Annotated in this window: 19 protein-coding genes, 1 tRNA gene and 1 riboswitch; of the genes, 14 read left to right on the forward strand and 6 right to left on the reverse strand. The window is 42.1% G+C overall.

The annotated features are described in order from the left end of the window. Positions 1 to 63 precede the first annotated feature (63 nt). A complete protein-coding gene (locus AB4238_RS03785) occupies positions 64 to 606 on the reverse strand; it encodes an isochorismatase family protein (RefSeq protein ID WP_220737080.1) in 543 nt (180 codons plus the stop codon). 260 nt (positions 607 to 866) lie between these two features. On the opposite strand from AB4238_RS03785, the gene AB4238_RS03790 reads away from it, so the two are divergent. The 5 genes from AB4238_RS03790 (at position 867) to aroG (ending at position 5,750) form a co-directional block, all read left to right on the forward strand. After that, complete coding sequence (locus AB4238_RS03790) at positions 867 to 1,205, forward strand: P-II family nitrogen regulator (protein ID WP_248973143.1); 339 nt, start codon at positions 867 to 869, stop codon at positions 1,203 to 1,205. 13 nt (positions 1,206 to 1,218) lie between these two features. Then, positions 1,219 to 2,469 carry an ammonium transporter gene (locus AB4238_RS03795; protein WP_372031441.1) on the forward strand — a complete coding sequence of 417 codons (1,251 nt, stop codon included), beginning with the start codon at positions 1,219 to 1,221 and terminating at the stop codon, positions 2,467 to 2,469. Positions 2,470 to 2,658: 189 nt separating this feature from the next. Beyond that, positions 2,659 to 2,985 (forward strand): hypothetical protein, encoded by a 327-nt coding sequence (locus tag AB4238_RS03800; RefSeq protein ID WP_372031444.1) that lies wholly within the window; start codon positions 2,659 to 2,661, stop codon positions 2,983 to 2,985. A gap of 122 nt (positions 2,986 to 3,107) precedes the next feature. Beyond that, entirely contained in the window at positions 3,108 to 4,274 is a 1,167-nt protein-coding gene (locus tag AB4238_RS03805) for a tetratricopeptide repeat protein (RefSeq protein ID WP_372031446.1), read from the forward strand. Positions 4,275 to 4,700: 426 nt separating this feature from the next. Beyond that, positions 4,701 to 5,750: a 3-deoxy-7-phosphoheptulonate synthase AroG gene (gene aroG / locus AB4238_RS03810; protein WP_372031449.1), complete on the forward strand. Its 1,050-nt coding sequence runs from the start codon at positions 4,701 to 4,703 to the stop codon at positions 5,748 to 5,750. Positions 5,751 to 5,952: 202 nt separating this feature from the next. Here the strand turns inward: aroG and AB4238_RS03815 are convergent, their stop codons facing one another. Both AB4238_RS03815 and AB4238_RS03820 read right to left on the reverse strand, forming a co-directional pair. Beyond that, the gene (locus AB4238_RS03815; RefSeq protein ID WP_372031452.1) at positions 5,953 to 7,149 is read right to left on the reverse strand and encodes a TonB family protein; all 1,197 of its coding nucleotides are present in this window, start codon (positions 7,147 to 7,149) and stop codon (positions 5,953 to 5,955) included. Continuing rightward, entirely contained in the window at positions 7,146 to 7,523 is a 378-nt protein-coding gene (locus AB4238_RS03820) for a BlaI/MecI/CopY family transcriptional regulator (protein ID WP_372031455.1), read from the reverse strand. Before AB4238_RS03820 ends, AB4238_RS03815 begins: the two co-directional genes overlap by 4 nt. A gap of 278 nt (positions 7,524 to 7,801) precedes the next feature. Between AB4238_RS03820 and AB4238_RS03825 the strand changes: the two genes are divergently transcribed. Together AB4238_RS03825 and AB4238_RS03830 are read left to right on the forward strand one after the other, a co-directional pair. Then, the gene (locus AB4238_RS03825) at positions 7,802 to 8,449 is read left to right on the forward strand and encodes a hypothetical protein (RefSeq protein WP_372031457.1); all 648 of its coding nucleotides are present in this window, start codon (positions 7,802 to 7,804) and stop codon (positions 8,447 to 8,449) included. Positions 8,450 to 9,055: 606 nt separating this feature from the next. Beyond that, positions 9,056 to 9,255: riboswitch (cobalamin riboswitch) on the forward strand. Between the two features lie 119 nt (positions 9,256 to 9,374). Continuing rightward, the gene (locus tag AB4238_RS03830; protein WP_372031459.1) at positions 9,375 to 11,222 is read left to right on the forward strand and encodes a TonB-dependent receptor domain-containing protein; all 1,848 of its coding nucleotides are present in this window, start codon (positions 9,375 to 9,377) and stop codon (positions 11,220 to 11,222) included. A gap of 202 nt (positions 11,223 to 11,424) precedes the next feature. Here the strand turns inward: AB4238_RS03830 and AB4238_RS03835 are convergent. Next, positions 11,425 to 11,500: transfer RNA gene (locus tag AB4238_RS03835), tRNA-Phe, on the reverse strand. Between the two features lie 234 nt (positions 11,501 to 11,734). Between AB4238_RS03835 and AB4238_RS03840 the strand changes: the two genes are divergently transcribed. Genes AB4238_RS03840 through AB4238_RS03850 form a run of 3 tightly spaced genes read left to right on the forward strand, consistent with a single transcriptional unit; the run spans position 11,735 to position 15,667 of the window. Continuing rightward, complete coding sequence (locus AB4238_RS03840; RefSeq protein ID WP_372031462.1) at positions 11,735 to 13,900, forward strand: RND family transporter; 2,166 nt, start codon at positions 11,735 to 11,737, stop codon at positions 13,898 to 13,900. After that, positions 13,893 to 14,615, forward strand: coding sequence for a hypothetical protein (locus tag AB4238_RS03845; protein WP_372031464.1), 723 nt, complete (start codon positions 13,893 to 13,895; stop codon positions 14,613 to 14,615). The genes AB4238_RS03840 and AB4238_RS03845 overlap by 8 nt, the downstream gene beginning before the upstream one ends. Next, a complete protein-coding gene (locus AB4238_RS03850; RefSeq protein WP_372031466.1) occupies positions 14,606 to 15,667 on the forward strand; it encodes a 3-oxoacyl-ACP synthase III family protein in 1,062 nt (353 codons plus the stop codon). Before AB4238_RS03845 ends, AB4238_RS03850 begins: the two co-directional genes overlap by 10 nt. A 75-nt stretch (positions 15,668 to 15,742) precedes the next feature. On the opposite strand, the gene AB4238_RS03855 is transcribed toward AB4238_RS03850, so the two are convergent. Further along, positions 15,743 to 16,507, reverse strand: coding sequence for an outer membrane protein assembly factor BamD (locus AB4238_RS03855; protein WP_371994392.1), 765 nt, complete (start codon positions 16,505 to 16,507; stop codon positions 15,743 to 15,745). Positions 16,508 to 16,629: 122 nt separating this feature from the next. Here AB4238_RS03855 and rluD point away from each other — a divergent pair, with 122 nt between their 5' ends. From rluD to AB4238_RS03875, 4 genes are all read left to right on the forward strand, one after another. Further along, positions 16,630 to 17,601, forward strand: a complete 972-nt coding sequence (gene rluD, locus AB4238_RS03860; RefSeq protein ID WP_372031467.1) for a 23S rRNA pseudouridine(1911/1915/1917) synthase RluD — start codon at positions 16,630 to 16,632, stop codon at positions 17,599 to 17,601. Then, complete coding sequence (pgeF, locus tag AB4238_RS03865; protein ID WP_372031470.1) at positions 17,601 to 18,368, forward strand: peptidoglycan editing factor PgeF; 768 nt, start codon at positions 17,601 to 17,603, stop codon at positions 18,366 to 18,368. Before rluD ends, pgeF begins: the two co-directional genes overlap by 1 nt. Positions 18,369 to 18,537: 169 nt before the next feature. Then, positions 18,538 to 21,111, forward strand: coding sequence for an ATP-dependent chaperone ClpB (clpB, locus tag AB4238_RS03870; protein ID WP_372031478.1), 2,574 nt, complete (start codon positions 18,538 to 18,540; stop codon positions 21,109 to 21,111). 225 nt (positions 21,112 to 21,336) lie between these two features. Beyond that, positions 21,337 to 21,657: a hypothetical protein gene (locus AB4238_RS03875; RefSeq protein WP_372031472.1), complete on the forward strand. Its 321-nt coding sequence runs from the start codon at positions 21,337 to 21,339 to the stop codon at positions 21,655 to 21,657. Between the two features lie 64 nt (positions 21,658 to 21,721). Here the strand turns inward: AB4238_RS03875 and AB4238_RS03880 are convergent, their stop codons facing one another. Beyond that, a complete protein-coding gene (locus AB4238_RS03880; protein ID WP_372031475.1) occupies positions 21,722 to 22,231 on the reverse strand; it encodes a DUF4124 domain-containing protein in 510 nt (169 codons plus the stop codon). Between the last annotated feature and the right edge of the window lie 444 nt (positions 22,232 to 22,675).

The following is a 22,675-nucleotide window of genomic DNA, read 5'->3' on the forward strand; positions in this document are numbered from 1 at the left end:
AAATGATCGGCATTACCTCATTATGAGGGCTTTTTTTATGCTTAACTCTTTATGTTAGAGTCGTTATTTAATCAATGTCAGTAATGCTTTAAAGCGCTCGCCTATCGCCTCATGTTGCAGTTCGAATAGTAATGACTCAACATTTGTTTTTAACGCACCATGTTCCTGCATCATCTCTATCCCTAACTGTTTATTCTCCGGTGTTCTCGAAGACATGGCATCGACAATTAAGTGTGTAGGGTAAGCATTATCGAGAAGATCCATACAGGTCTGGTAGACACAAACATGAGTTTCTATACCTGCTACCAATATATGTTTTTGTCCCATCGCTGATAGCTTTGCTCTGAATTTAGGGCATTGCCAGCCACTAAAGTGCTGCTTTGCAATTGGCTCAGTGGTTTGTATCAACTCGGTGGCTAACACGTCTGTTGTTGCACCAAGTTTATCCGGTAGTTGCTCTAGCCATAAAATAGGTATGTCGAATAGCTGTACCCCTTTAATCAAAATCGTCAGTTTTTGGTGTAGCGCTTCACTCTGATGCATCACTCGGGCAAGTTGCCCTTGCACGTCCACAACAACTAATACGCAATCTTCAGGTTTCAACATTCAAGGTCCTTGGTACTTGTGGATTATTTGCACTAGTACAACTCAAATCAGTGTTGTAGCCAATAGGCGATAAGTCTAAGCCGTAATGACTTTGCCTTATGGCAGTGCAGCCGCTGCATAAATGCACTTCAATGGTGCATTTATATTCCCTAGTTTATGACCTTATTTGTCTATCTGTTTGTTTTTAATCATTTTGTAATTTTGGCCTAATGCTTGAATTGTCTTTATCAGAATTAAAAACAGTCTTCAGGGAGATAGCCATGAAATTGGTCAGTGCCATTATTAAGCCGTTTAAGTTAGATGATGTAAGAGAAGCTATCGCCAATGTTGGTATTGAGGGGATGACCGTTACTGAAGTTAAAGGTTTTGGTCGTCAAAAAGGTCATACCGAGCTTTATCGAGGTGCTGAGTATCAAGTTGATTTTTTGCCGAAAGTAAAACTTGAAATAGCAACTAAAGCAGAAAATGTCGAGATGCTAGTGGAAGCGATTACCGGAGCGGCTCGAACAGGCAAGATTGGTGATGGCAAAATTTTTGTTACCAACTTAGAGCAAGCAACCAGAATAAGAACTGGCGAACTCGATAACGAAGCACTTTAAAGGGGTAGGGGAAATGGACGATTTAACGAAACTTGGGTTAACCGTAACAGAGCTACGTTTTGCTCTGGATACTTTTTATTTTTTGATCTCCGGTGCGCTAGTGATGTGGATGGCGGCAGGTTTTGCCATGTTAGAAGCGGGACTTGTTCGCTCAAAAAACACCACTGAAATCCTAACTAAGAACGTCTGCTTATATTCAATTGCATGTGTAATGTATCTCATTGTGGGTTACAACATTATGTATGTAGATAACAGCGAGGGTGGATGGCTACCTTCATTTGGTTCATTAATTGGTTCACAAGCGGACGGGGCAGACCATGCGCTTGAATCTGACTTTTTCTTCCAGGTAGTATTTGTGGCAACGGCTATGTCAATCGTATCTGGTGCGGTTGCTGAGCGCATGAAACTATGGGCATTCTTAGCATTTTCAGTGTTTATGACAGCGGTTATTTACCCTGTTGAAGGGTACTGGACATGGGGCGGTGGCTTCTTATCAGAAGCGGGCTTTGTTGATTTTGCAGGAAGTGGCATCGTGCATATGGCTGGTGCTGCAGCCGCTATTTCTGGGGTATTGTTACTTGGGGCTCGAAAAGGTAAATATGGTGCAAATGGGCAGGTAAACCCTATACCCGGCTCAAACTTACCTATGGCTACCTTAGGCATGTTTATCTTATGGATGGGCTGGTTTGGTTTCAATGGTGGCTCGCAGTTATTGGTATCTGATGCTGAAAATGCGAGTGCGGTGGCAAAGATTTTTGTTAACACCAACTCAGCTGCGGCGTTTGGTGCTCTCTCTGCGCTAATTGTTTGTCGACTCATCTGGGGGAAAGCAGATTTGACCATGATCTTAAATGGTGCTTTGGCGGGCCTTGTGGCGATAACGGCTGACCCACTATCGCCATCATTAGCCATGGCGGGCGTAATAGGCATTGTGGCTGGCGGTGTGGTGGTGTTTTCTATTGTGGCGTTTGACCGAGTACAGATTGACGACCCTGTTGGGGCTATTTCGGTGCATGGTGTCGCAGGACTACTAGGCTTAATGTTAGTACCTATATCTAATGCGGACGCCTCTTTTATCACTCAGCTTTATGGCGCAGCAGTGATATTTGGCTGGGTGTTTATCGCTTCTACTGTTGTTTGGCTTGGTCTTAAAGCAACCATGGGGATCCGTGTTACTGAAGAGGAAGAGTATAACGGTATGGATGCATCAGATTGTGGAATTGACGCTTACCCAGAGTTTGTATCGGTTAAAAGTGGTAGTTAGAGCTTTACCACATGAAAACAGCAGAGCTTCGGCTCTGCTTTTTTATGGGAAATGTTTACTCGAAGTGCCGAGAACCAGTTTGTTACAGGTGATAAAAAGGGGGGAATGACATAAGGCCAATGGATTTGCACGAGTGTTAAGTATAGGATGGAGTTAACGTTATCTTAGGTATTACTTGGTGATGGATTAATGAAAAAAATCATAAATACCGGTTTATTATTGTTATGCTTTAGTAGCTTTAGCGCAGTATCTGGTCAAGTGGTGGTGCGTAAATCCAGTGAACCATTTGATGCTTTTGCTGTTCGTGACCAAGTACTTTTAGAGCATGATTGGCAACAAGCACTTAGGTTTCAACGTCAAATCCAGATCCTACAGGCACTGCCCATAGGTTGTTTGCCTATTACGGTTCCCTATCGCCACTTTACCTGTGGTGCTCAATTTTATCGGCCTTATCGTTACCAAGATAAACAACTTTATATAGAGATAGATAAGCCGTCTCCGTCAACACCGCAGTGATAGACTTTGATTTATTGACTAATGAGTTAATACTTCTGATTTACGATTTGTAACGTTTTTAGCAAAGAGAGTAAGCCATACCTACTATGCTTATAGGTAAGGTTTATTGTGTTGAGAGCGTTATGAAGAGTGTTTCTATAACCTTGTTATCTTTTCTACTTCTGTTACTACAAGCGTGTAGTTCGACCTCGGAACCAAGCAAACAGTATGCGCTTGAAAGCTATTACCATGATGAACACTTTAAGGCGGTAGTAGACCTTCCTGTTGCTGACAGACTATTTTATTTATCAGATGACGACCTTGAAAGCGTTCGTAGGGACTTTAATCGCTCCAAACTGTCTGCTATTAGCAGCACCATGGTTCATCAGTGGTTGGCAAATTATATTGACGCTCAAGATGGTGGGTTTCGTTATGCCGATAACTTAACCCGCTCTGCCAGTGAAACCTTTAATGACAGAGAAGGTAACTGTTTATCCCTAGTGTTATTAACCGCCGCAATAGCCGATGAGCTAGATGTAACTGTTCAATTCCAAGAGATTGATGTTCCACCTGTTTGGGATAAACAAGGAGGCTTCTATCTTGTAAATGGTCACATTAACCTTAAGCTATTGCCGCAAGAGCAGCGTAATAGCATTAACTTTTCCACTGGCGCAATTCAAATCGATTTTTTACCAGAGCGAGCGATGCAAGGCTATGACAAGCGGCGGGTAAGTCAGTCGATGGTGGCCTCAATGTATTACAATAATGTTGCTGCCGAAGCTTTGGTTAAGGGGCAATATGATAAAGCGTATGGTTTGTTAAAACTCAGTTTGCAGCAGGATAATCAATTCTTGCCAGCGATTAATACGCTAGCTGTGTTATATCGATATAAAGGGCTCGTTGAAGAGGCTGAGGCTTTGTATAAATTAGCGTTAACCATTGATCCCGATGATATGAATGCGCTCTATAACTATGCCATTATACTTGGAGAGCAAAATAGGCTTGATGAGTGGGCTGATGTACACAAAGTCATGGAGCTCGCTCGGATCCATAATCCTTATTATTACTACAGCATGGCGCAGCAGGCATACTTCGATAAAGAATATAAGCTAGCGTTAAACTGGTATAAAAAAGCGATTGATAAGGCCGATTACCGCCATGAATTCTATTTTGGTCTTTCTAGAACATATTGGGCTACGGGCGATGAACGCAAAGCTGAAGTCAATATGGAGAAAGCATTATCATTAACCAATGACTCAAACAACAAGCATCGCTATCAATCAAAGCTGCAAGCAATGAGAAGTCATTAGCTGCCTGCTAGTGGCGTCGATTTTTATTGATGTGAGTGATAGCTCATGCTTATCTTTTATAGGATAACTTCTGTCGCCCTCCAATAACATAATCACCATAACAGTGCTTTCGTTGATTTTTACAGCAGGAAGGGCTGCCGCGCTCATAACTACTGATAACATTTAATATACTTGTGCATGACGGTATTTGAGCACGTTATTAGTTTGTTGAAAGCATTATAGGATGTTTAGTGGGAATTAATTGGCTCTATATAGAATAAATACAGTGAAAGTTTTTTTAAATTATTGTTTAGAAATATGCAGTTAAATTTATTTTATGTGATTTTTAATTACTTGATTGCAATGTGAGGAGATACTGGATAAATTGAACGCAGTATCGCAATCGAGAGATAAGAATTCACACGCTAGACGGAGCGCAGTATTACCATGTATTACCAAAATGATGATGTTCGAATTAATAAGATTAAAGAGTTGTTACCTCCAATTGCCATTTTGGAGCGATTTCCGGCAACAGAGAACGCATCAGCGACCGTATTTAATGCGCGTGAAAGCATTCATAATATCTTAGCAAAAAAAGATGATCGCCTTTTAGTGGTTATCGGCCCTTGCTCTATCCATGACCCTATTGCAGCTGTTGAGTACGGTAAACGTCTTGTTGAGCTGCGTAAAAAGTACAAAGATCAATTAGAGATCGTTATGCGAGTCTACTTTGAAAAGCCACGTACTACGGTTGGTTGGAAGGGCTTGATTAACGATCCGTATATGGACAACAGCTTTAAGCTCAATGATGGTTTACGCACTGCTCGCAAGCTGTTGCTAGATCTTAATGATATGGGCTTACCTACGGCTGGTGAGTTTCTAGATATGATCACGCCGCAATATGTTGCTGACTTAATGTGCTGGGGAGCCATTGGCGCACGTACTACTGAGTCGCAGGTACATAGAGAGCTAGCTTCTGGCCTTTCAAGCCCTGTAGGCTTTAAAAATGGTACTGATGGCACCATCAAAGTGGCCATTGATGCCATTGGTGCAGCCAGTGCGCCACACCATTTCCTATCGGTGACTAAATTTGGCCATTCAGCGATTGTTGAAACCAAAGGTAATCCTGATTGCCATATCATCTTACGTGGTGGTAAAGAGCCTAATTACAGTGCAGCACACGTGGCAGAGATCAACCAGCAACTTGATAAAGCCGGGCTTGCGAATAACATTATGATTGATTTTAGCCATGCTAATAGCCGCAAACAGTTTGCACTACAGATGTCTGTTGCCGATGATGTTGCGGGCCAATTGAGTGCTGGTGAAACATCGATATTTGGCGTTATGGTTGAGAGTAACTTAGTTGAAGGTCGTCAGGATCCTGTTGAAGGACAATCGCTATGTTATGGCCAGAGCGTTACCGATGCATGTATCGGTTGGGATGACACAGAGAAAATGCTGAGCGTATTGAACGTGAGTATACTTAAGCGTCGATAACGGTTAGTGGTAAGTTTTTTGTTAAATTAAAACCTGGTGTTGCACCGGGTTTTTTTATGGCTTTTTGTAACGACAAAAAGAGCATCTAGGCTCTTTGTTGATAAACGCAGCATTCCTGGTGTTTATCTCGTATCGTAAAGTCTGCCTGTTCAATATCTACAGCTCTTTCCTATTTGCTATAACTACTGACAGGTTGGTCTACTTATTTTGAGGTCACTTTAACTTTTTCAATGTCACTCACTGGTGCTTCAACAACAAAATCAAGCTGTACTAACGAGCCTTTTGCGCCAGTTTTAGATTCGCTATAACGCCACTGCTTTAAGGCTTTAATGGCTGATGCATCAAATACTGCAGTTGGCGATGACTTGATCACTTCAACATTGTTCACTTCGCCTGTGGGAGCGATATCAAATTGCATTACTACAAATCCATTTTGATTGGCTTCTACTGCCGCAGCAGGATAGGCGGGTTCAATTCTGATAACTGGATGGATTTCAGGATTTTTATCGTCTCCAGCTAACACTTGCTGGTTAAGTAAAAGGCTGCTTAAGCCCAGTGCCACAGTCAGCCCAATAACGGCTAAGCCACTTTGGCCTTGTTGATGAGTTCTCATTTGCATTATACGCTCCTTGAGTATGTGTTTGTTTCCATAGTGTGTGTGTAACAAGCCGTGACTAGCTTGTTGTGAGTATGCGAGTAACAGTTTGCTGTAAACTATTTTCTCTGCAGTATCGAGAGTGGCAGTTACCTTAGCATCACAGGCTAACTCCTGATCATTCCTAAAACGTCTATATGCTATCCAAAACAAAGGGTTAAACCAAAATACAGCTAAGATCCCGTAGGCTAAAAGATTACAACTCAGATCTAATCTTTGGTGATGGTATTGTTCGTGCTCAATAATGGCACGCTGCTGTAAGGGACTTAGATTTACAAACCCAGTAGGTAGAATAATCTTGGGGTGAATAACCCCAACGAGCATAGGAGAGTGAACCTTTTCATGGCTGTATGTTGCTAGGTAGGAAGCTAAACCTTCTACCTTTTTAGCTGTCTGTAGCAATGTGCGTAGGTAAGCGCCTTGCAACCACAATGCCAGTGACATTGTGCTTAAACCTATAAGCCAGATGACGGTTAGTGCTTGGCTGTACCAAGATGATTCACTTTGCTTTATGGCTTTGCCAGCCTGAACACTGTAATAAGCAATCTGATTAGATTGCACGGGAAATAGTTGCGTAGGAACATAGTTGACTAATATAGAGCTCAACAAAAGTAGCGGTAATAACATCCACAAAGTATAGGTTTTGTGTGCACCAAAGTGTTTCTGTAATCTGCTATGGCCAAGTAATAGTATGCTGCAAATAAGGCTTAATAACAGAGTTTGCTGCAGTAACCAAAGGCTCATGACTTATTTTCCTCTTGCCAGGTATCAATCAGTTGTTGTAACTCTTCAACATCTTTTGCGCTTAGCTTGTTTTCGCGAGCAAAGCCTGCAACTAAAGGAGCAACCCGACCAGAGAAGAGTCTTTCGATAAAAGATTCACTCTCTTTCAGTTGATAATCACTTTGAGCAATGAGTGGATGATATAAGTAACTACGACCCTGCTTTTCAAAACCGATAGCTTGCTTTTTAACAAGTCTATTAAGCAGCGTTTTAACTGTTTTCTCGTGCCAGTCAGTATTCTTACTTAACTGGGCTACAACTTCGCTGGCACTTATTGGCGATTTTTGCCAAAGCACATTGAGTACATTGAGCTCAGCATTACTTATCTCTTTCATGATGATTATCTCGTCAATAGCTATTATTTCACTGATGATAACTATTGATTACAGTTGTAATTTTTAATTATGATTACAAATGTAATCATAATGTGCAAGCCCTTATGTTAATTAAATGATAATGAGTGGTGGCGTTTCAAGTATGCGGTTGAATAGATTCACTATTGGTTCGCTAAAAGCTGGCTGTATCCTTAGGAGGGATTTTTTATCTATGCCTTTTGCTGCTGTAACGATACAATCTGTTAAACATAAATACCCTAAACAAGGATTGTAAAGGTATGAAAGCAAGTCAGCCGTCACGCTGGGTAATCTGTTCAGTACTTTTATGCTGTCATTTTTCAATGGGGGCGTATGCATCAGAAACGACAGAGAGCTCGATTGATAAGTCGCCTATGCAACTGTCTATTTTTAGCCAGAAATTAAGTTTTTTCCTTCCCAATGACTGGAAACTAGCCTACACACAACGAGAAGATGGGATGTTTTCTGCTGAGTTTTTACCTCAAGTTGAAGGCCTAAATAATTGGTCTTCAATGGTATGCATTCAAGGTTTTGAGGGAATGGCAGTTAATATTAAACCGGATGATTTCCTTGATACTATGGTTGCTACCTATCGAGATAACTGCAGTGGTGAGGTGATATATGAACGCGTTGATAATGAATTTATTAATGGTCATCAAACTGCTAGTGCCATCATTGGTTGTACCCGAATGCCAAACACCCATCTAAATGGACTTGAAATCAATTTTTATAAAGAGCCTCAGCGCCTAAGTGAGATTGGTTTTTATACTGCTATTAGCGGAGAGAAGGATTTGTATCTTATCCATAAGTCTTTGCGAAGTAATGAATTTAATACCATCAGCACTCTGGTTGAAAAGAAAAACTATCGTGAGTTTATGTCTGCGGCCAGCCCGTTTAATTTAAATTAAAACATCAGTGGTCTGATACTGGTTTTTTTTGAGTAATATGGGTGCTAGCTAAATCTTCAGCAGCAATTGGCATAGCGCTGCTAAAAAGGCTTTTATACTGGTTTTTCCTGCCCATATTGCGAAACAAGACTAGGGTCTGCTGCTCTTTCATGGTTGTTTTTGGAGTAATTTATTGGCCATTTTGGCAAGGCAGAGGCTATGTCGTGTAGTCACTCTCCACAAGAGCCTTTAACGCAGAAAAAATGGCCAAGGAATGCTGTCCTTTGGATCCGTTTCATTGCTTCTATTCTATTATGACTAGAATGCGTGATGTGCCCTTCACTTAGCTGGTAGAGCGTCATCGCTCAAGCCTTGTACTAGAAGCATTATTCCTTACGGTAAAGAATCGAACAAAAACTAAGCTCTAAAGATCAACAGACCCTAAAGGATTAGCTGCTAGGTTTTATCTCATTCTTTCTGTTTATAGCGATAAGTCTAGTCATTACAATCTAAGCTAGAACAAATCTGCTCTTTGATTAGTTAGACTTTTAACCATATAGACGTCTATAATGCGCGCACAAAGCGGTAACCTCAACATACCGCAGCGTAACAACGATAAAAAATAACTAACTAGTCAACTTTATTGGTGCCTCTGCTTTCAACTTGCTTGTTGGCTGAGGATAATCGGGAAGTCAGTTAAATTCTGACACTGCCCCCGCAACGGTGAATGGTGAGACACAAGCGCTTTAAAGCTTGTTGTCGCATATTGATGACTTCATCAATATAGAGCCTAAGTCCGGAGACCGGCCCGTAAAGTGATTTCGATGATTTCGGCGGGCAGATCTCGAAGTGCGGCAACCGGTAAATGTAGCGAAGGCACTATGCGCTATTTATTTTACTGTGCCGTGACACATTTGCTCCGTTTTCCTTTAGGAGTCAAGGGTAAATGGGTACTAAACCATCTAAAATTGCGTTGCTTATCAGCGGCGTATTCAGCTTAACTGTATTGCCAACAGTGGCAGCAGAATCCAATCAAGACGTGACTATCGAAACCATCACCGTAACCGGTACCCGTTTTGATAGAAGCACTGAACAACAGCTTACCGTTATTAATACTATTGAACGCAGCGAGATTGAACGGCTTAATCCGAAGTCAATTGCCGACGTGTTAGAAAATCTGCCTGGTGTAAGCGTCACTCGTAATGGCGGTGCTGCGCAAGCTTCTTCTGTAAGTATCCGCGGAACCAGTAGTGACCATGCTTTAATCATTGTCGATGGTGTGAAAATCGGTTCTGCAACATTGGGTACTGCAAACTTAAGTACTATCTCTCCTGAGAATATTGAGCGAATAGAAGTGCTAAAAGGCCCTAGAGCATCGGTATGGGGTAGTGATGCTATTGGTGGTGTGATTCAAATATTTACTCGCCAGCTAAAATCAGATGAATGGTATGTTGGCGCTGAATACGGTAGCAATGATTATGTTCGTGGTTCTGCTGGTATTGGTCTGGAGCATGGACAAGGCAGCAGTACGCTAGCTATCAACCATGATCGTTCAAATGGCTACGATGTCTACAATGGCGCTGAAGCAGAAAATGATGCTGACGGTTATGATCGTACATCGCTATCTGTTAAAGGTTCACAATCGTTAAATGAACAATGGCAGGCACTTTGGAATGGTCAGTACGATAAGGGGAATACTCAATACGATGACATCTATGGTTCTGGTGGCAACGATGAGTTTGAATTCGCTAATTACCTTTGGACTTTAGGTACTCAATACAGTACTGAGCATTTTAACAGTAAGTTGACTATAAGCCAGTCTCGTGATTATAACGACTATTTCCGCGGCGGTAGCGTAGCTGTAAATGTGAGTGAATTTGAAACTAAGCGTAAGCAAGTTAACTGGAGTAATCAGTATTTAGTTGGTAACGACCTAAACCTTAGCGGTGGCATTGATTGGTCGAATGAAGCTATAATTGGAGATTATGCCCAAACTGATAGAGATTTGGTCGGCGTTTATTTACTTGCAGAAAAGCAGTGGGATAAATTGCTTGCTGAAATTGCCGTTCGCTATGATGACGTTAAGAATGTCGACAGTGAAACAACCTATAACTTAGGGCTTGCCTATCAGTTTGATGAGCAGTGGCGTCTAGCTGTAACTACAGGAACAGCATTTAAAGCACCAACATTCAACGACCTGTATTATCCAAACTTAGGCAACCCCGCTCTTCTATCTGAAACATCTGAAAACTATGATGTTACGCTGAATTATCAACACAACGATGTGCAGGCTTATATTAGTCTATTTAGAAACGATATTAAAAACTTGATTGGCTGGGAAAAAACGGGTGAAGTTGATGGTAATGGCTGGGATATCTCTAAACCTAGCAATATCGATGATGCAAAGATCTTAGGTGCGGAATTCTTTACTAAATTTTCCTTATTTGGTTTAGAACATCAATTGGCTTATACCTACCTAGATACTGAAGATAAAGCGACTGAAGAAAAGTTAACCGGCCGCAGCGAAAATGAAGTGAATTACTCGCTAAGCTACCGTTGGAATGACTTTGAACTACTGGCTAATTATCATTATCAAGGTAAACGCTATGCTGGATATAAGCAGTATCTAGATGCTTATCATCAGTTAGATTTAGGTGTTGGTTATCAAGTCTCTGATAGTTGGCAACTACGCTTAAAAGCTAATAATGTTTTCGATGAAGACATTGTGTCGGTGACTAATTACAACAGCCCAGGCAGAGAGCTATTTTTCAGCGTGAGCTATAGCGCGCTATAAGCTTATAGCGTCTGCAAATAGTTTAAAAGCCAGTCTTAACCAGACTGGCTTTTTTGTTGATGCAATTTAGCTAAAGAGTGGAGGCTGTAGGATTTTAAATCCCAGATACAAAAAAACCTCGCTAGGCGAGGTTTTTTGTAAGCTTAAGGTCTTAGATTGCCTCAGCTTAATGTTTAGATGTTGCAACACCTAAACTAAATATTGGTGCCCGAACCCGGAATCGAACCAGGGACACGAGGATTTTCAATCCTCTGCTCTACCGACTGAGCTATTCGGGCAACGGGCGCTATTAAAAGGCTTTTACCGATTTGAGTCAACCAATTTCTGCTAAATATCACTATTTTTTAGCTGTGCGTTGAATAATGCAGCGTTTAGCTGCACAACTGAGCAATTTGTTTGTCAGTTCTATAGCTTTAGCCATTGAACTACTATTTGTTATAAAACTGTGAATATAATCGTGAGTTACACGGTCTAGTGTTTTATAACTAAAATATCAGTGAGGGTGAAGCTAGTTGCATAGTCAGACAGTTTGGAAAATTCAACGTTATCCAGTAGTGCTATTCGTAGTTATTGCTTTTCTGCTGCTGCTTTCATTGTTAGGACTACATAGGTTGAACCTCGATGTCGATTTTAGTGATTATTTCTCTCCTGAGGACTCACGCTTTATCGCTTTTAATAACATGGGTGATAACTTCGAGCGTCATGATCAGCTGTGGTTATTGCTTGAGAGCAAACAGGACTGGCGTGACGGAGAGCTTAACCAGTCCTTGTTAGCCTTTGTCTCTCAAATTGATAAACAGTCAGATATCATCAGTGTGCAGGGTTATAATCAATTTGTGCAAGGTAGCGCCCAAGCCAATAAAATCTTGTCCTATAAAAAGCATCCTCGCCTCGATTCTGTTTTGTCGAATGACGGCCATGCAATATTGCTCCAGTTTCAGTTAGATGAGTCTAAGGCGTCGCAATTTAAAACACGCAGCTTATGGCTCATCGATACGTTAGATAACATCAAGCTTCAATCACAACAGTTCTGGCAACCATTGAAGGTTGAAAGTTACCTCAATGGCACTCATGCCTTAAATTGGCAATATGCCAAAGTATTGCGCCATGACCTTACTTGGTTTGCTCCCTCTTTATTACTGGTCATTTTTGTTATGGCGGCTCTATTTATTAGGCAGACAGTGTGGATAGCAGCGCTGTGCCTTAATAGCTTAATCGCACTTGTTTTGACGGTCGGCGTTGCAGCATGGTTGAAGCTCACCTTGGCTGCAATTAGCGCTTTTGTGCCGGTGATCATTGTGACGTTAGCGCTTGCCTATGCATCGCACCTGTATTTTGGTTGGCGTAGGGCAGTGAATAATGGCTTGTCGAATGAACAAGCGTTAACTGAAACCGTTGGTGTTAATCAAGCACCACTTTTCTACTCAACGGTCACCACCATATTTGGTTTCTGTTTATTAACTTTTAGTCCGTCACCTCCAATTCAAAGCTTTGGATTGCTGGTGGCTTTTGCTGTGTTCTGTAACTATTTACTGAGCCTTACTACGCTTATTTATTTTGCCAAGTTCTCAGTTGCAAAGTCTCAACCAATCCGTTTATTTACCACTGTCATAGGCTTAGCTAAATATAATGTAAAAAGACCCAATGCGGTTATGTTGGGGATTGTGCTTATCAGCATTATTGCCACATTTAGTGTCTCTAAATTGACCTTAAATGACGACCCATTAAGCTACTTTAATGAAGACAACCCTTTTACCGTTTCCAGTCAAAAAATGCGCCAGTATTTTGCTGGCATTAACTTGCAACATTATGTTGTTGCAAGTGTTTCAGGTGAACAGGTTGATAAGGTTGAACTGAGCTTTATTTATAAGTTTGCTCGCTTTTTAAAAGCTCAGGCTGAAGTGAATAAAGTGCAGCACTTAGGTGATTGGATAAGAAGTACCGGGATTGGGCAAAGTCAGTTTCATCAATTGCTGGCTAATAACTCAGTGACCGAGCTGCATTTACAGAGTGAACTGTCCGCAAACAAGAGTGCTGCTCTAGTAACGCTGTATTTAAAACCGATGACGGCTATGGAGTTGGTGGCATTCGAGAAGAAAGTTAATTATTGGCTGGAGCAGAATGCTTCGCAGGTTACCGTTAGTCCGCCGCTTGGTAGCAATTTACTGTTTGCTCACCTAAGCATTGATAACGCCAATAATATGCTGTCTTCATTTGGCGTGGCTTTGATTGCGTTAGCCGTTCTACTCAGTATTTTAAAGCGTTCGTTACTGTTTGGTTTTATGGGGCTGTTACTTAACTTCCTACCTTTACTGTGGGTATTTGCGCTGTGGCAGCTTAACGGCGGCTTTATTAGCTTAGGCGCGGCCGTTGTGCTCGGTATGATGTTGGGGGTGATTGTTGACGATACATTACACTTGATGTTGAAACTGCCGAGCGAACCTTCAAAAGACAGCATAGCGCTTATGTGGCAGGGGTTAAGTAAGGTACTACCGGTGATCAGTTTTACCACGCTGACGATAGCTCTTGGTTTTTCCATTGGCTTGTTGTCTGACTTTGCTCCTATAGCACAACTGAGTTTGTTGTCCTGTTTGGTCGTGCTTTTCGCCTGGGGCTTTGATGTGTTGATGTTACCAGTTCTTTACCAGCGTTGGGTGCTAAGGAGGTCAAATGCTTGAGCGAAATTTACCTCGATGTTTTCCATTAAGACGCAAACACTCAATTGGGTTGGCTGATCATGCCAACGGCCAACGAATCGAAAGTTGGTTGCAAGCGGCAACAGTCTCTCCAATCCGTTTTTCTGATCAACAGACTGACGCGATGGAAAGATTGCTGCCCTTATTACTGTGCGGTGAGCAATCGGCGCAGTTAGTATTTAATAGCGAGATAGCGCGCTTAGCTGGCTCGGAACATAAACTCATTCTAAGCTGTTTGCATGGAGTCGAAGCGGATGAATATCGGCACGACATAGCCTTGCAACAAGTTGCAAGTCAATTGACGGAATTGACAAGTTTTATCCAAGTACAACGAAAGGCCAAGCGTTTTTATGCCAGCTTAGGGCGAGTCGAAAATTACAGCGAACACTTTGTCAGAATTGCCATCTTAGATACCTGTGTCACCCATATTATGCAGTCATTTGAACAGTGCCATTTAGGCAGGGAACATCCATTTTCACAGTTGTGTGGGCTAATCAAAAAAGATGAAGCTAAACATGTTTACGTTAGCCGCAAACATGCAATGGCGCTTGGTGCTGATGCAAACCAGTTTGCTGAACAACATGAGCAAGTGGTAGGTAACTTGATGCAGCTATTGCTGACTCAAGGGGGAGCATTTGAGTCTATGGGTGTGTGCTTAGATGGCGTAACAAGAAAGCTGGAGGCTAAATGGCGGTAAAATTTGCTAAACATTCGCTCTCATTGAAGGGGATTGATCACGCCCTACCTCACGACAATATTGATAATGAATATTTGTTAGAGAAGCTAAAGCAGCAGTGCGGTTTGTTGACCGCAAGAAAAGCCAAAGCGATTGCACGGCGAATGGGAATAGAGGGAAGGCATTTGTGTCGTGATCTTAATGTCGCAACAAGTAGACCTTCACCAACCAGTATAGAGTTGAGTGTTCAAGCTCTCAATGGTGCGCTGCTAGCTGCAGATGTTGAAATAAGCGAGCTCGACTATTTACTCTCTCATACTTGCACACCACATACTCAAGTTCCTCCCAATGCAGCCTGGGTAGCGGATAAATTGTCATACCATGGCCCTTATTTAGAGTTACGCCAAGCGTGCACTGGCTTTGCTAACGGGTTGCAGATAGCCTCTAGCTTTTGCGCTGTGAACCAACAACCCGTGGCTATTGTTGGCTGTGAGACCGGTTCTGTCTATTTTGATATGGATAATCAGTTTATTGATACCGAGCAGCTGGTGAACTACGTGCAGATGGGAGATGGCGCAGCAGCCGTGGTGCTTGCACCTGCAGAGCAATTAGCGGGTTCGATTGGCACTATTTCTGATATCTATTTGGGCCATATAGGTGTGGGTAAAGAGGCTGGTTTCTACCTTGACTCAGGTTCGAACGATGTCGCTAATAAGCAGATGGCAAGGTTTCATCATAATACTCAGGCGGTAAGGCAGCAGGGCAGTCAATTATTTGAACTCGGTTTAGCGGCTTTGCAATCGCGAGGGCATCATCTTGATGACTTTCGTTTTATATTGCCACATCAAGCGAATGGCCATATTGATCGATTGCTTGGCGATGCGTTGTCTATTGAATCTAGCCGGATTATTAATGACGCAAAATCTTTAGGCAACTTAGGTTCGGCGGCGATATGGGTCAGTTTAGCTAAACTGATTAACTCTGGCGTGTTGAATGCTGGTGATAAGGTGATGATATTAGGTGCTGAAGCGACAAAATATCTATATGGCGGTTTTGTTTACCAACATTTGTAAATGTTTCGATAAAAAAATAAAGGCCTCAAAAGAGGCCTTTATATATCATAACGAGTGACAAAACAGCGTTAATAATTAGCGCTGAGCAACCAATTTGTTATCTGGGAAGTTAGCTTGCATCACCATAAGTGTATGCTCTTTAAGCTTATCTTGTCCTAGCTCACCATAAGCCTCAGACATAATCTCCAAGGCTCTTTCTGTTGATGGTGTACCTGGAAAACCTTCCATAACAAGCTGTGCTCGAATAGCCGCTGCACTCCATGCATTCATTTTTATGTAGTATTCAGCTACCTTGATCGAGTAAAGTGCCAGTCTATTTTTTAAGTGTTGCATGCGTTTTTGAGCATCTGCTGCATACTTACTGTTTGGATAAGCCTTAACCAGTCTATCGAAATCTTTAAATGCATCTTGAGCCGCTTTAGGATCACGATCAGATCTATCGATGTTTAACATATCGTGGAAAAGGTAACGATCAGACTGCATATTGACTAGACCGCGCATATAGTAAACGTAATCTATGTCTTTATGTGTTGGGTTTAATCGAATGAAACGGTCGATGTTAGCAATACCAGAAGCTGGATCATCAAGCTTGTAGTAAGCAAATATTAAATCAAGTTGGACTTGTGTTTTATGTGGTCCAAACGGGAAACGGGAATCCAAAGCTTCTAAAGAACGAACTGCTTTGCTGTAATTTCCCAGCTCCATAGAGGTTCTTGCTTGAGAATAAAGCACTTCAGGCGAACTTTTGATCATTGCAGGGTCTTCGCCCTGTTTACTACTACAGGCCGTAACAGCAAGCGATATTAGGACTACAGCAACACTTTTAGCAATTTTATGCATACTTGAATTCGATTCTTTTAAAGTTATAGTTAAGAATTTTTCCATTTCACGATAAAATAGAAACAATCCGATTGTAACAGATAGTAAACATTTTTGGACCCCGAAACGTGGGTACGGTTCATATGACTCAAGAGATTAAACTAAAAAGCGAGATAACATCAATACAAACAGGGCAAAGATTAGACCAGACTTTGGCTGATTTGTTCCCTGATTACTCGCGAACACGCATTAAAGAGTGGATTCTGTCCGGTGCAGTTAGCATTGACGGTGATGTTTCTGACAAACCTAGAACCAAAGTTTTAGAAGGTCAGGAGATCATTGTCTTAGCAACACTGGAAGAAGAAACATCGGCCAAAGCTGAAGCTATCGATCTAGATATTGTTTATGAAGATGACCATATATTGGTTATTAATAAACAAGCCGGGCTCGTTGTGCATCCAGGTGCGGGTAACCAAGATGGCACCTTGATGAATGCATTGCTGCATCATTGTCCAGGTATCGAATTGGTACCTCGCGCAGGTATTGTCCATCGTTTAGATAAAGATACGACCGGTTTGATGGTTGTGGCAAAAACGGTAGAAGCACAGACGCACTTAGTCACAGCACTGCAAGCTCGTGAGATCACTCGTGAGTATGAAGCGATTGTTCAAGGCGGTATTATTGCGGGCGGCACTGTCGATGAACCTATCGATCGTCATCCAACTAAGCGTACCCATATGGCTGTTGTTCATAATGGTAAGCCTGCTATGACCCATTACCGTGTGGCAGAGAAGTTCCGAGCTCATACCCGTTTACGTCTTCGCCTAGAGTCTGGTCGTACACACCAAATTCGTGTGCATATGGCTTACATCGGTCATGTATTGGTCGGTGATCCTGTTTATGCTGGTCGCCCGCGTCCACCTAAAGGTGCCGCGCCTGACTTTTTTGAAACCTATATGGGCTTCAAGCGTCAAGCATTGCACGCAATACGCCTTGAGTTAGCGCATCCTTTCACTTGTGAAATTATGAGCTGGCAAGCACCAGTTCCTGAAGACATGGTTAAGCTGACCAAAGCACTGCGTCAAGATACCCTCGATAATCCTGCCGTTATTTAATGGTTGATGTTGTCGATGAGAAGTTAGCATGGTTTATTCCTAAGGGAGTAAACCTTGCTTTTTCGACTCGTCAAGGTGGCAGCAGTTTACCGCCTTACGATAGTTTAAATCTCGGTGCGCATGTTGGTGATGACTTAGCTCATGTTAATCGCAACCGACAGATTATTGAGCATCAATTAAATCTTCCTGTAAGTCCTGCTTGGCTTGAACAAACTCATAGTATTGAGGTGGTTAACGCCGATAATAGCCAAACTCATTATGCTGACGGTAGTTATTGCAATAGCCATAGCCATAGCCAGGTCTGTGTGGTGATGACCGCAGATTGTCTTCCGGTTTTATTGTGTGATGTTGATGGCACTGAAGTCGCAGCTGTACATGCTGGGTGGCGAGGGTTATGCGATGGGATTATAGAAGTTGCTGTTAATAAATTTAGCCATTCTCCAAAAGAGCTTGCCGCTTATCTTGGCCCCGCTATTGGTCCCAGTGCTTTTGAAGTGGGGGAAGAGGTAAAGCAGCAGTTTATAAGCCACGATATTGAAGCTGAAAATTGTTTCAGGCAAACATGTCTGCAAGAAGGCAGTGATAAGTATATGGCTGATATTCATGCCCTAGCAAAGATCCGACTGCGCAAACTTGGTGTGAATAAGGTCTATGCCGATAAACGCTGCACCGTGACTGACGCTGAATCATTTTTCTCTTACCGCCGTGATGGTATCACCGGCAGAATGGCCTCATTTATTTGGCTCAGTGCACAACCCCTTACTTGAAATTGTTCAAATAGCCCCCATATTTTAGTTATCACATGCTTTACGGTCTTGTAGAGCAAATCTATTATTTTCTGTTTGTATCAAGCCAAATGTAGTGCTCAAAGAGTATTGAATTCTGGGTGACGATTTGTGGCACTGATACAAACCTAACTGAGTTACCGGAGGAATGATGCGATTAGATCGTATGACCAATAAATTCCAAATTGCTATCTCGGATGCTCAATCATTGGCATTGGGTCGAGATCATCAATTTATCGAGCCCGTACATTTGATGATGGCATTGCTTAATCAAGATGGCGGTTCTATTCATCCTTTATTGACCCAAGCTGGAATTCAAGTCAGTAGCTTGCGTTCTTTATTAAGTAAAGAGTTAGAGCAGTTGCCTCAGGTTGAAGGCACTGGCGGAGATGTTCAGCTGTCTCAAGCATTAATACGCCTTCTCAATGTGTGCGATAAGCTTGCACAAAAGCGTAAAGACAAGTTTATCTCTAGTGAGCTCTTTGTTCTAGCAGCATTGGATGGCAATGATGTATTGGCCAAAGCTTTGAAAAAGTCAGGTGCAGACAAAGCCCTGTTGGAAAATACAATTGATCAGATCCGTAATGGTCAGAATGTCGATGACCCTAATGCGGAAGATCAGCGCCAAGCATTGAAAAAGTTTACCGTCGACCTGACAGAACGTGCCGAACAGGGCAAGTTGGATCCTGTGATTGGTCGGGATGATGAAATTCGTCGCACCATTCAAGTTTTGCAGCGTCGTAGTAAAAACAACCCGGTATTGATTGGTGAACCCGGAGTGGGTAAAACCGCTATTGTTGAAGGGCTAGCACAGCGCATTATTAATAATGAAGTGCCTGAAGGAATAAAGAATAAACGAGTCTTATCTTTGGATATGGGTGCATTAGTCGCAGGTGCTAAATACCGTGGTGAGTTTGAAGAGCGTCTAAAAGCAGTTCTGAATGAGCTTTCTCAGGAAGAGGGCCAAGTTATCCTCTTTATTGATGAGTTGCACACTATGGTTGGTGCCGGTAAAGGCGACGGTGCCATGGATGCGGGCAATATGCTTAAGCCTGCATTGGCCCGTGGTGACTTACATTGTGTAGGTGCGACTACCCTAGATGAATATCGTCAGTACATTGAAAAGGATGCTGCGCTTGAGCGACGTTTCCAAAAGGTGCTGGTGGATGAGCCCAATGTAGAAGATACGATTGCTATTCTGCGTGGACTAAAAGAACGCTATGAGTTGCATCATCATGTGGAGATCACCGATCCTGCCATTGTAGCCGCCGCGAGTATGTCTAACCGTTATATATCAGATCGTAAGCTACCTGATAAAGCCATTGATTTAATTGATGAGGCAGCTTCAAGTATCAGAATACAGATAGACTCTAAGCCTGAATCTCTTGATAAGCTTGAGCGCCGTGCAATTCAGTTAAAACTTGAAGAGCAAGCGGTAAGCAAAGAGGAAGATGAAGCTAGCCTACGTCGCTTAGATGTGCTGCGCTCTGAATTAAAAGAGGTTGAAGCGAAAGCCGGTGAGCTTAACGAGATCTGGCACACTGAAAAAGCAGCACTTGCAGGTACTCAACATATTAAGGCTGATCTAGAGCAAGCGCGGATGGATCTTGAAGTAGCGAGGCGAGCGGGTGATTTAACACGTATGTCTGAACTTCAATATGGTCGCATTCCTGAACTTGAAAAACAGTTAGATTTGGCTGCGCAAGCTGAAATGCAGGATATGACTTTGCTTCGCAACAAGGTTACCGACATTGAAATAGCAGAAGTGTTGTCCAAAGCTACCGGGATCCCTGTATCTAAAATGCTTGAAGGCGAGCGTGAGAAATTACTGCAGATGGAAGATGCTTTGCATGAGCGTGTCATCGGTCAAAACGAAGCTGTCGATTCGGTATCGAATGCAATTCGTCGTAGCCGAGCTGGGCTTGCAGATCCTAATCGTCCCATTGGTTCCTTTCTATTTCTTGGGCCTACAGGCGTGGGTAAAACAGAGTTATGTAAGTCCTTAGCAAAATTCCTGTTTGATACAGAATCTGCCTTAGTCAGAATAGATATGTCTGAGTTTATGGAAAAACATTCTGTTTCGCGTTTAGTTGGTGCTCCTCCAGGCTACGTTGGCTATGAAGAGGGGGGATACCTAACTGAAGCAGTAAGGCGTAAACCTTATTCGGTTATTTTGCTTGATGAAGTAGAAAAAGCACATCCTGATGTTTTCAATATCTTACTCCAGGTACTTGATGACGGTCGCTTGACTGATGGCCAAGGTCGCACTGTAGATTTTCGTAATACAGTGGTAATCATGACGTCGAACCTTGGCTCTGATGCGATTCAAGCTGGCTTTGGCTCGCAAAACTACGATGAAATGAAGTCGAATGTAATGCAAGTTGTTACTCAGCATTTTAGACCCGAATTTTTAAATCGTGTTGATGAGTCTGTTGTTTTCCACCCATTAAATAAGGAAAACATTGCTCATATTGCATCAATTCAAATTGATGGACTCAAGCAAAGGCTAGCCGAGAAAGACTATGAGTTAATCATTAGTGATGACGCCTTAGCGATTATCGCTGACGCGGGTTACGACCCTATATATGGTGCGAGACCACTAAAGCGGGCATTGCAGCAGGAAGTTGAAAACCCACTGGCACAAAAAATACTAAGTGGACAACTACAACCGGGCAAAACGATTCATATCTCGGTATTAGACAATCAACTGACTTTTACCCAGTAATTGTGTTGTGAATGAGTTATTCATCAAATGGCATCTCTGTGAAGGGGATGCCATTTTTGCTTTCTTGCTTCCTTAACAGGAAAGATCTGCTTCATTTAGCTGTAACTTAACGATTTGTTGGTATCCTCAAATTTATCGTCAATACTCAATGATATTGATAACAGCAACGCATAAGTTCACTTTCAATGTGTTGGTTACAGGGTTTTCTTACAGGGAGGCGTGAATATGAAGTTCCATTTAGCAATAATCGTTTTAACTTCTGTGGTTATAGTGGGTTGTGCCAATGATGATCAACGAGGGCTTGCATCTGCCCTTTATATTGGTGAAGGCAATCAGGAGTTTGAGAGTCTTTATCACTATGGTTACTATCGGGGTTGTAAAGATGCTTATGTAACCAAGCAACAGCAAACTGAGTTATACGGCTCAGTAGTCAAGGATACGGCACTTGATGGCTTAGATAAATTTGATGATGGTTGGGAAGCCGGATTAAAAGCCTGTGAGGATGGCGTTGCACGTTCAATGTATAACTTAACTGCTAACCAATAGTTGGTGGCATTGAGACAGGCACCGGGTTTGTCTGTCTCACTATCTTCCCATAACGCAATTTAGCTCATTTAGAGCAAAATAGAGATACGCGTTGTTTTTGTTCTTTTATAGCTGTTTGTCTTTGCTCTTCTGTCATAGCAATACTCTCACCTGACTCTTTACTCTGTTTATTCAGCTTTGAATGGCTTGTTAGTACATTGAGGCTGTGTTTAGCATTATCACAGATAATTTTAGCTTGAGCCTTATCGGATTTTTTGATTGCGATAGCAGACTTTTCTAATTCCGTAGGTTCACTTTTAGCCTTGGCTGTTGCTTTAGGGGATACAGTACCTATTTTTGCTGGCTCAATATCTTCACTATAAATCTTCTTAACTTGATTGTGTTTTGGTGGCTCTTGGCTGTAATGGGTAACACCATGCTCATCGACCCAAGTATAGATTTCAGTTGCATATACATCGTTACTAAACAGGCTAATAAACAATACAAAGCCAGATAGAGCGGCAATAACGGAATAAGCGAAGAGATTGGTACTATTACTTTGGCTGGCAGTGACAGTAATCGGAGCTAATAACATGCTTCACCTTCTATATAAGTGACTATAGAGTCGTATTAAGGATTTTTACCATAATCGCCATGCTAGCTTGATAATTAGCTTCATAGCAAATGAAGCTTCATACCTCTATATAGAAGCTGTCATTGATTTTCAACAATGGGCTCCTTAGATAAAAGTCGTCTGCTTAGGTGATACAGCACTAACTTGATGGATGGTTTAAACAGATAAAAGGGGCGTCTAGCCCCTTTTTTGTGCGTATTGTTTGAGAATTGGTCGCTTAGACGTTTTATTTCATTTTTTATCATTTAGCCCCTTGTGCTCTGTCAGGATTTGCCTATAATGCGCATCCACTGACACGGCACAGCAGGCCAACTAACTAGACGAAAGCTTAGATAGTACGGGACTTGCAGCGGTGTTGGAGAGTTAAAAACCTTCGGGAATTTGATTCAGGTGACAAACGCTTTA

This window comes from Shewanella sp. 10N.286.45.A1, from assembly GCF_041470405.1.
Lineage (GTDB): Bacteria > Pseudomonadota > Gammaproteobacteria > Enterobacterales > Shewanellaceae > Shewanella.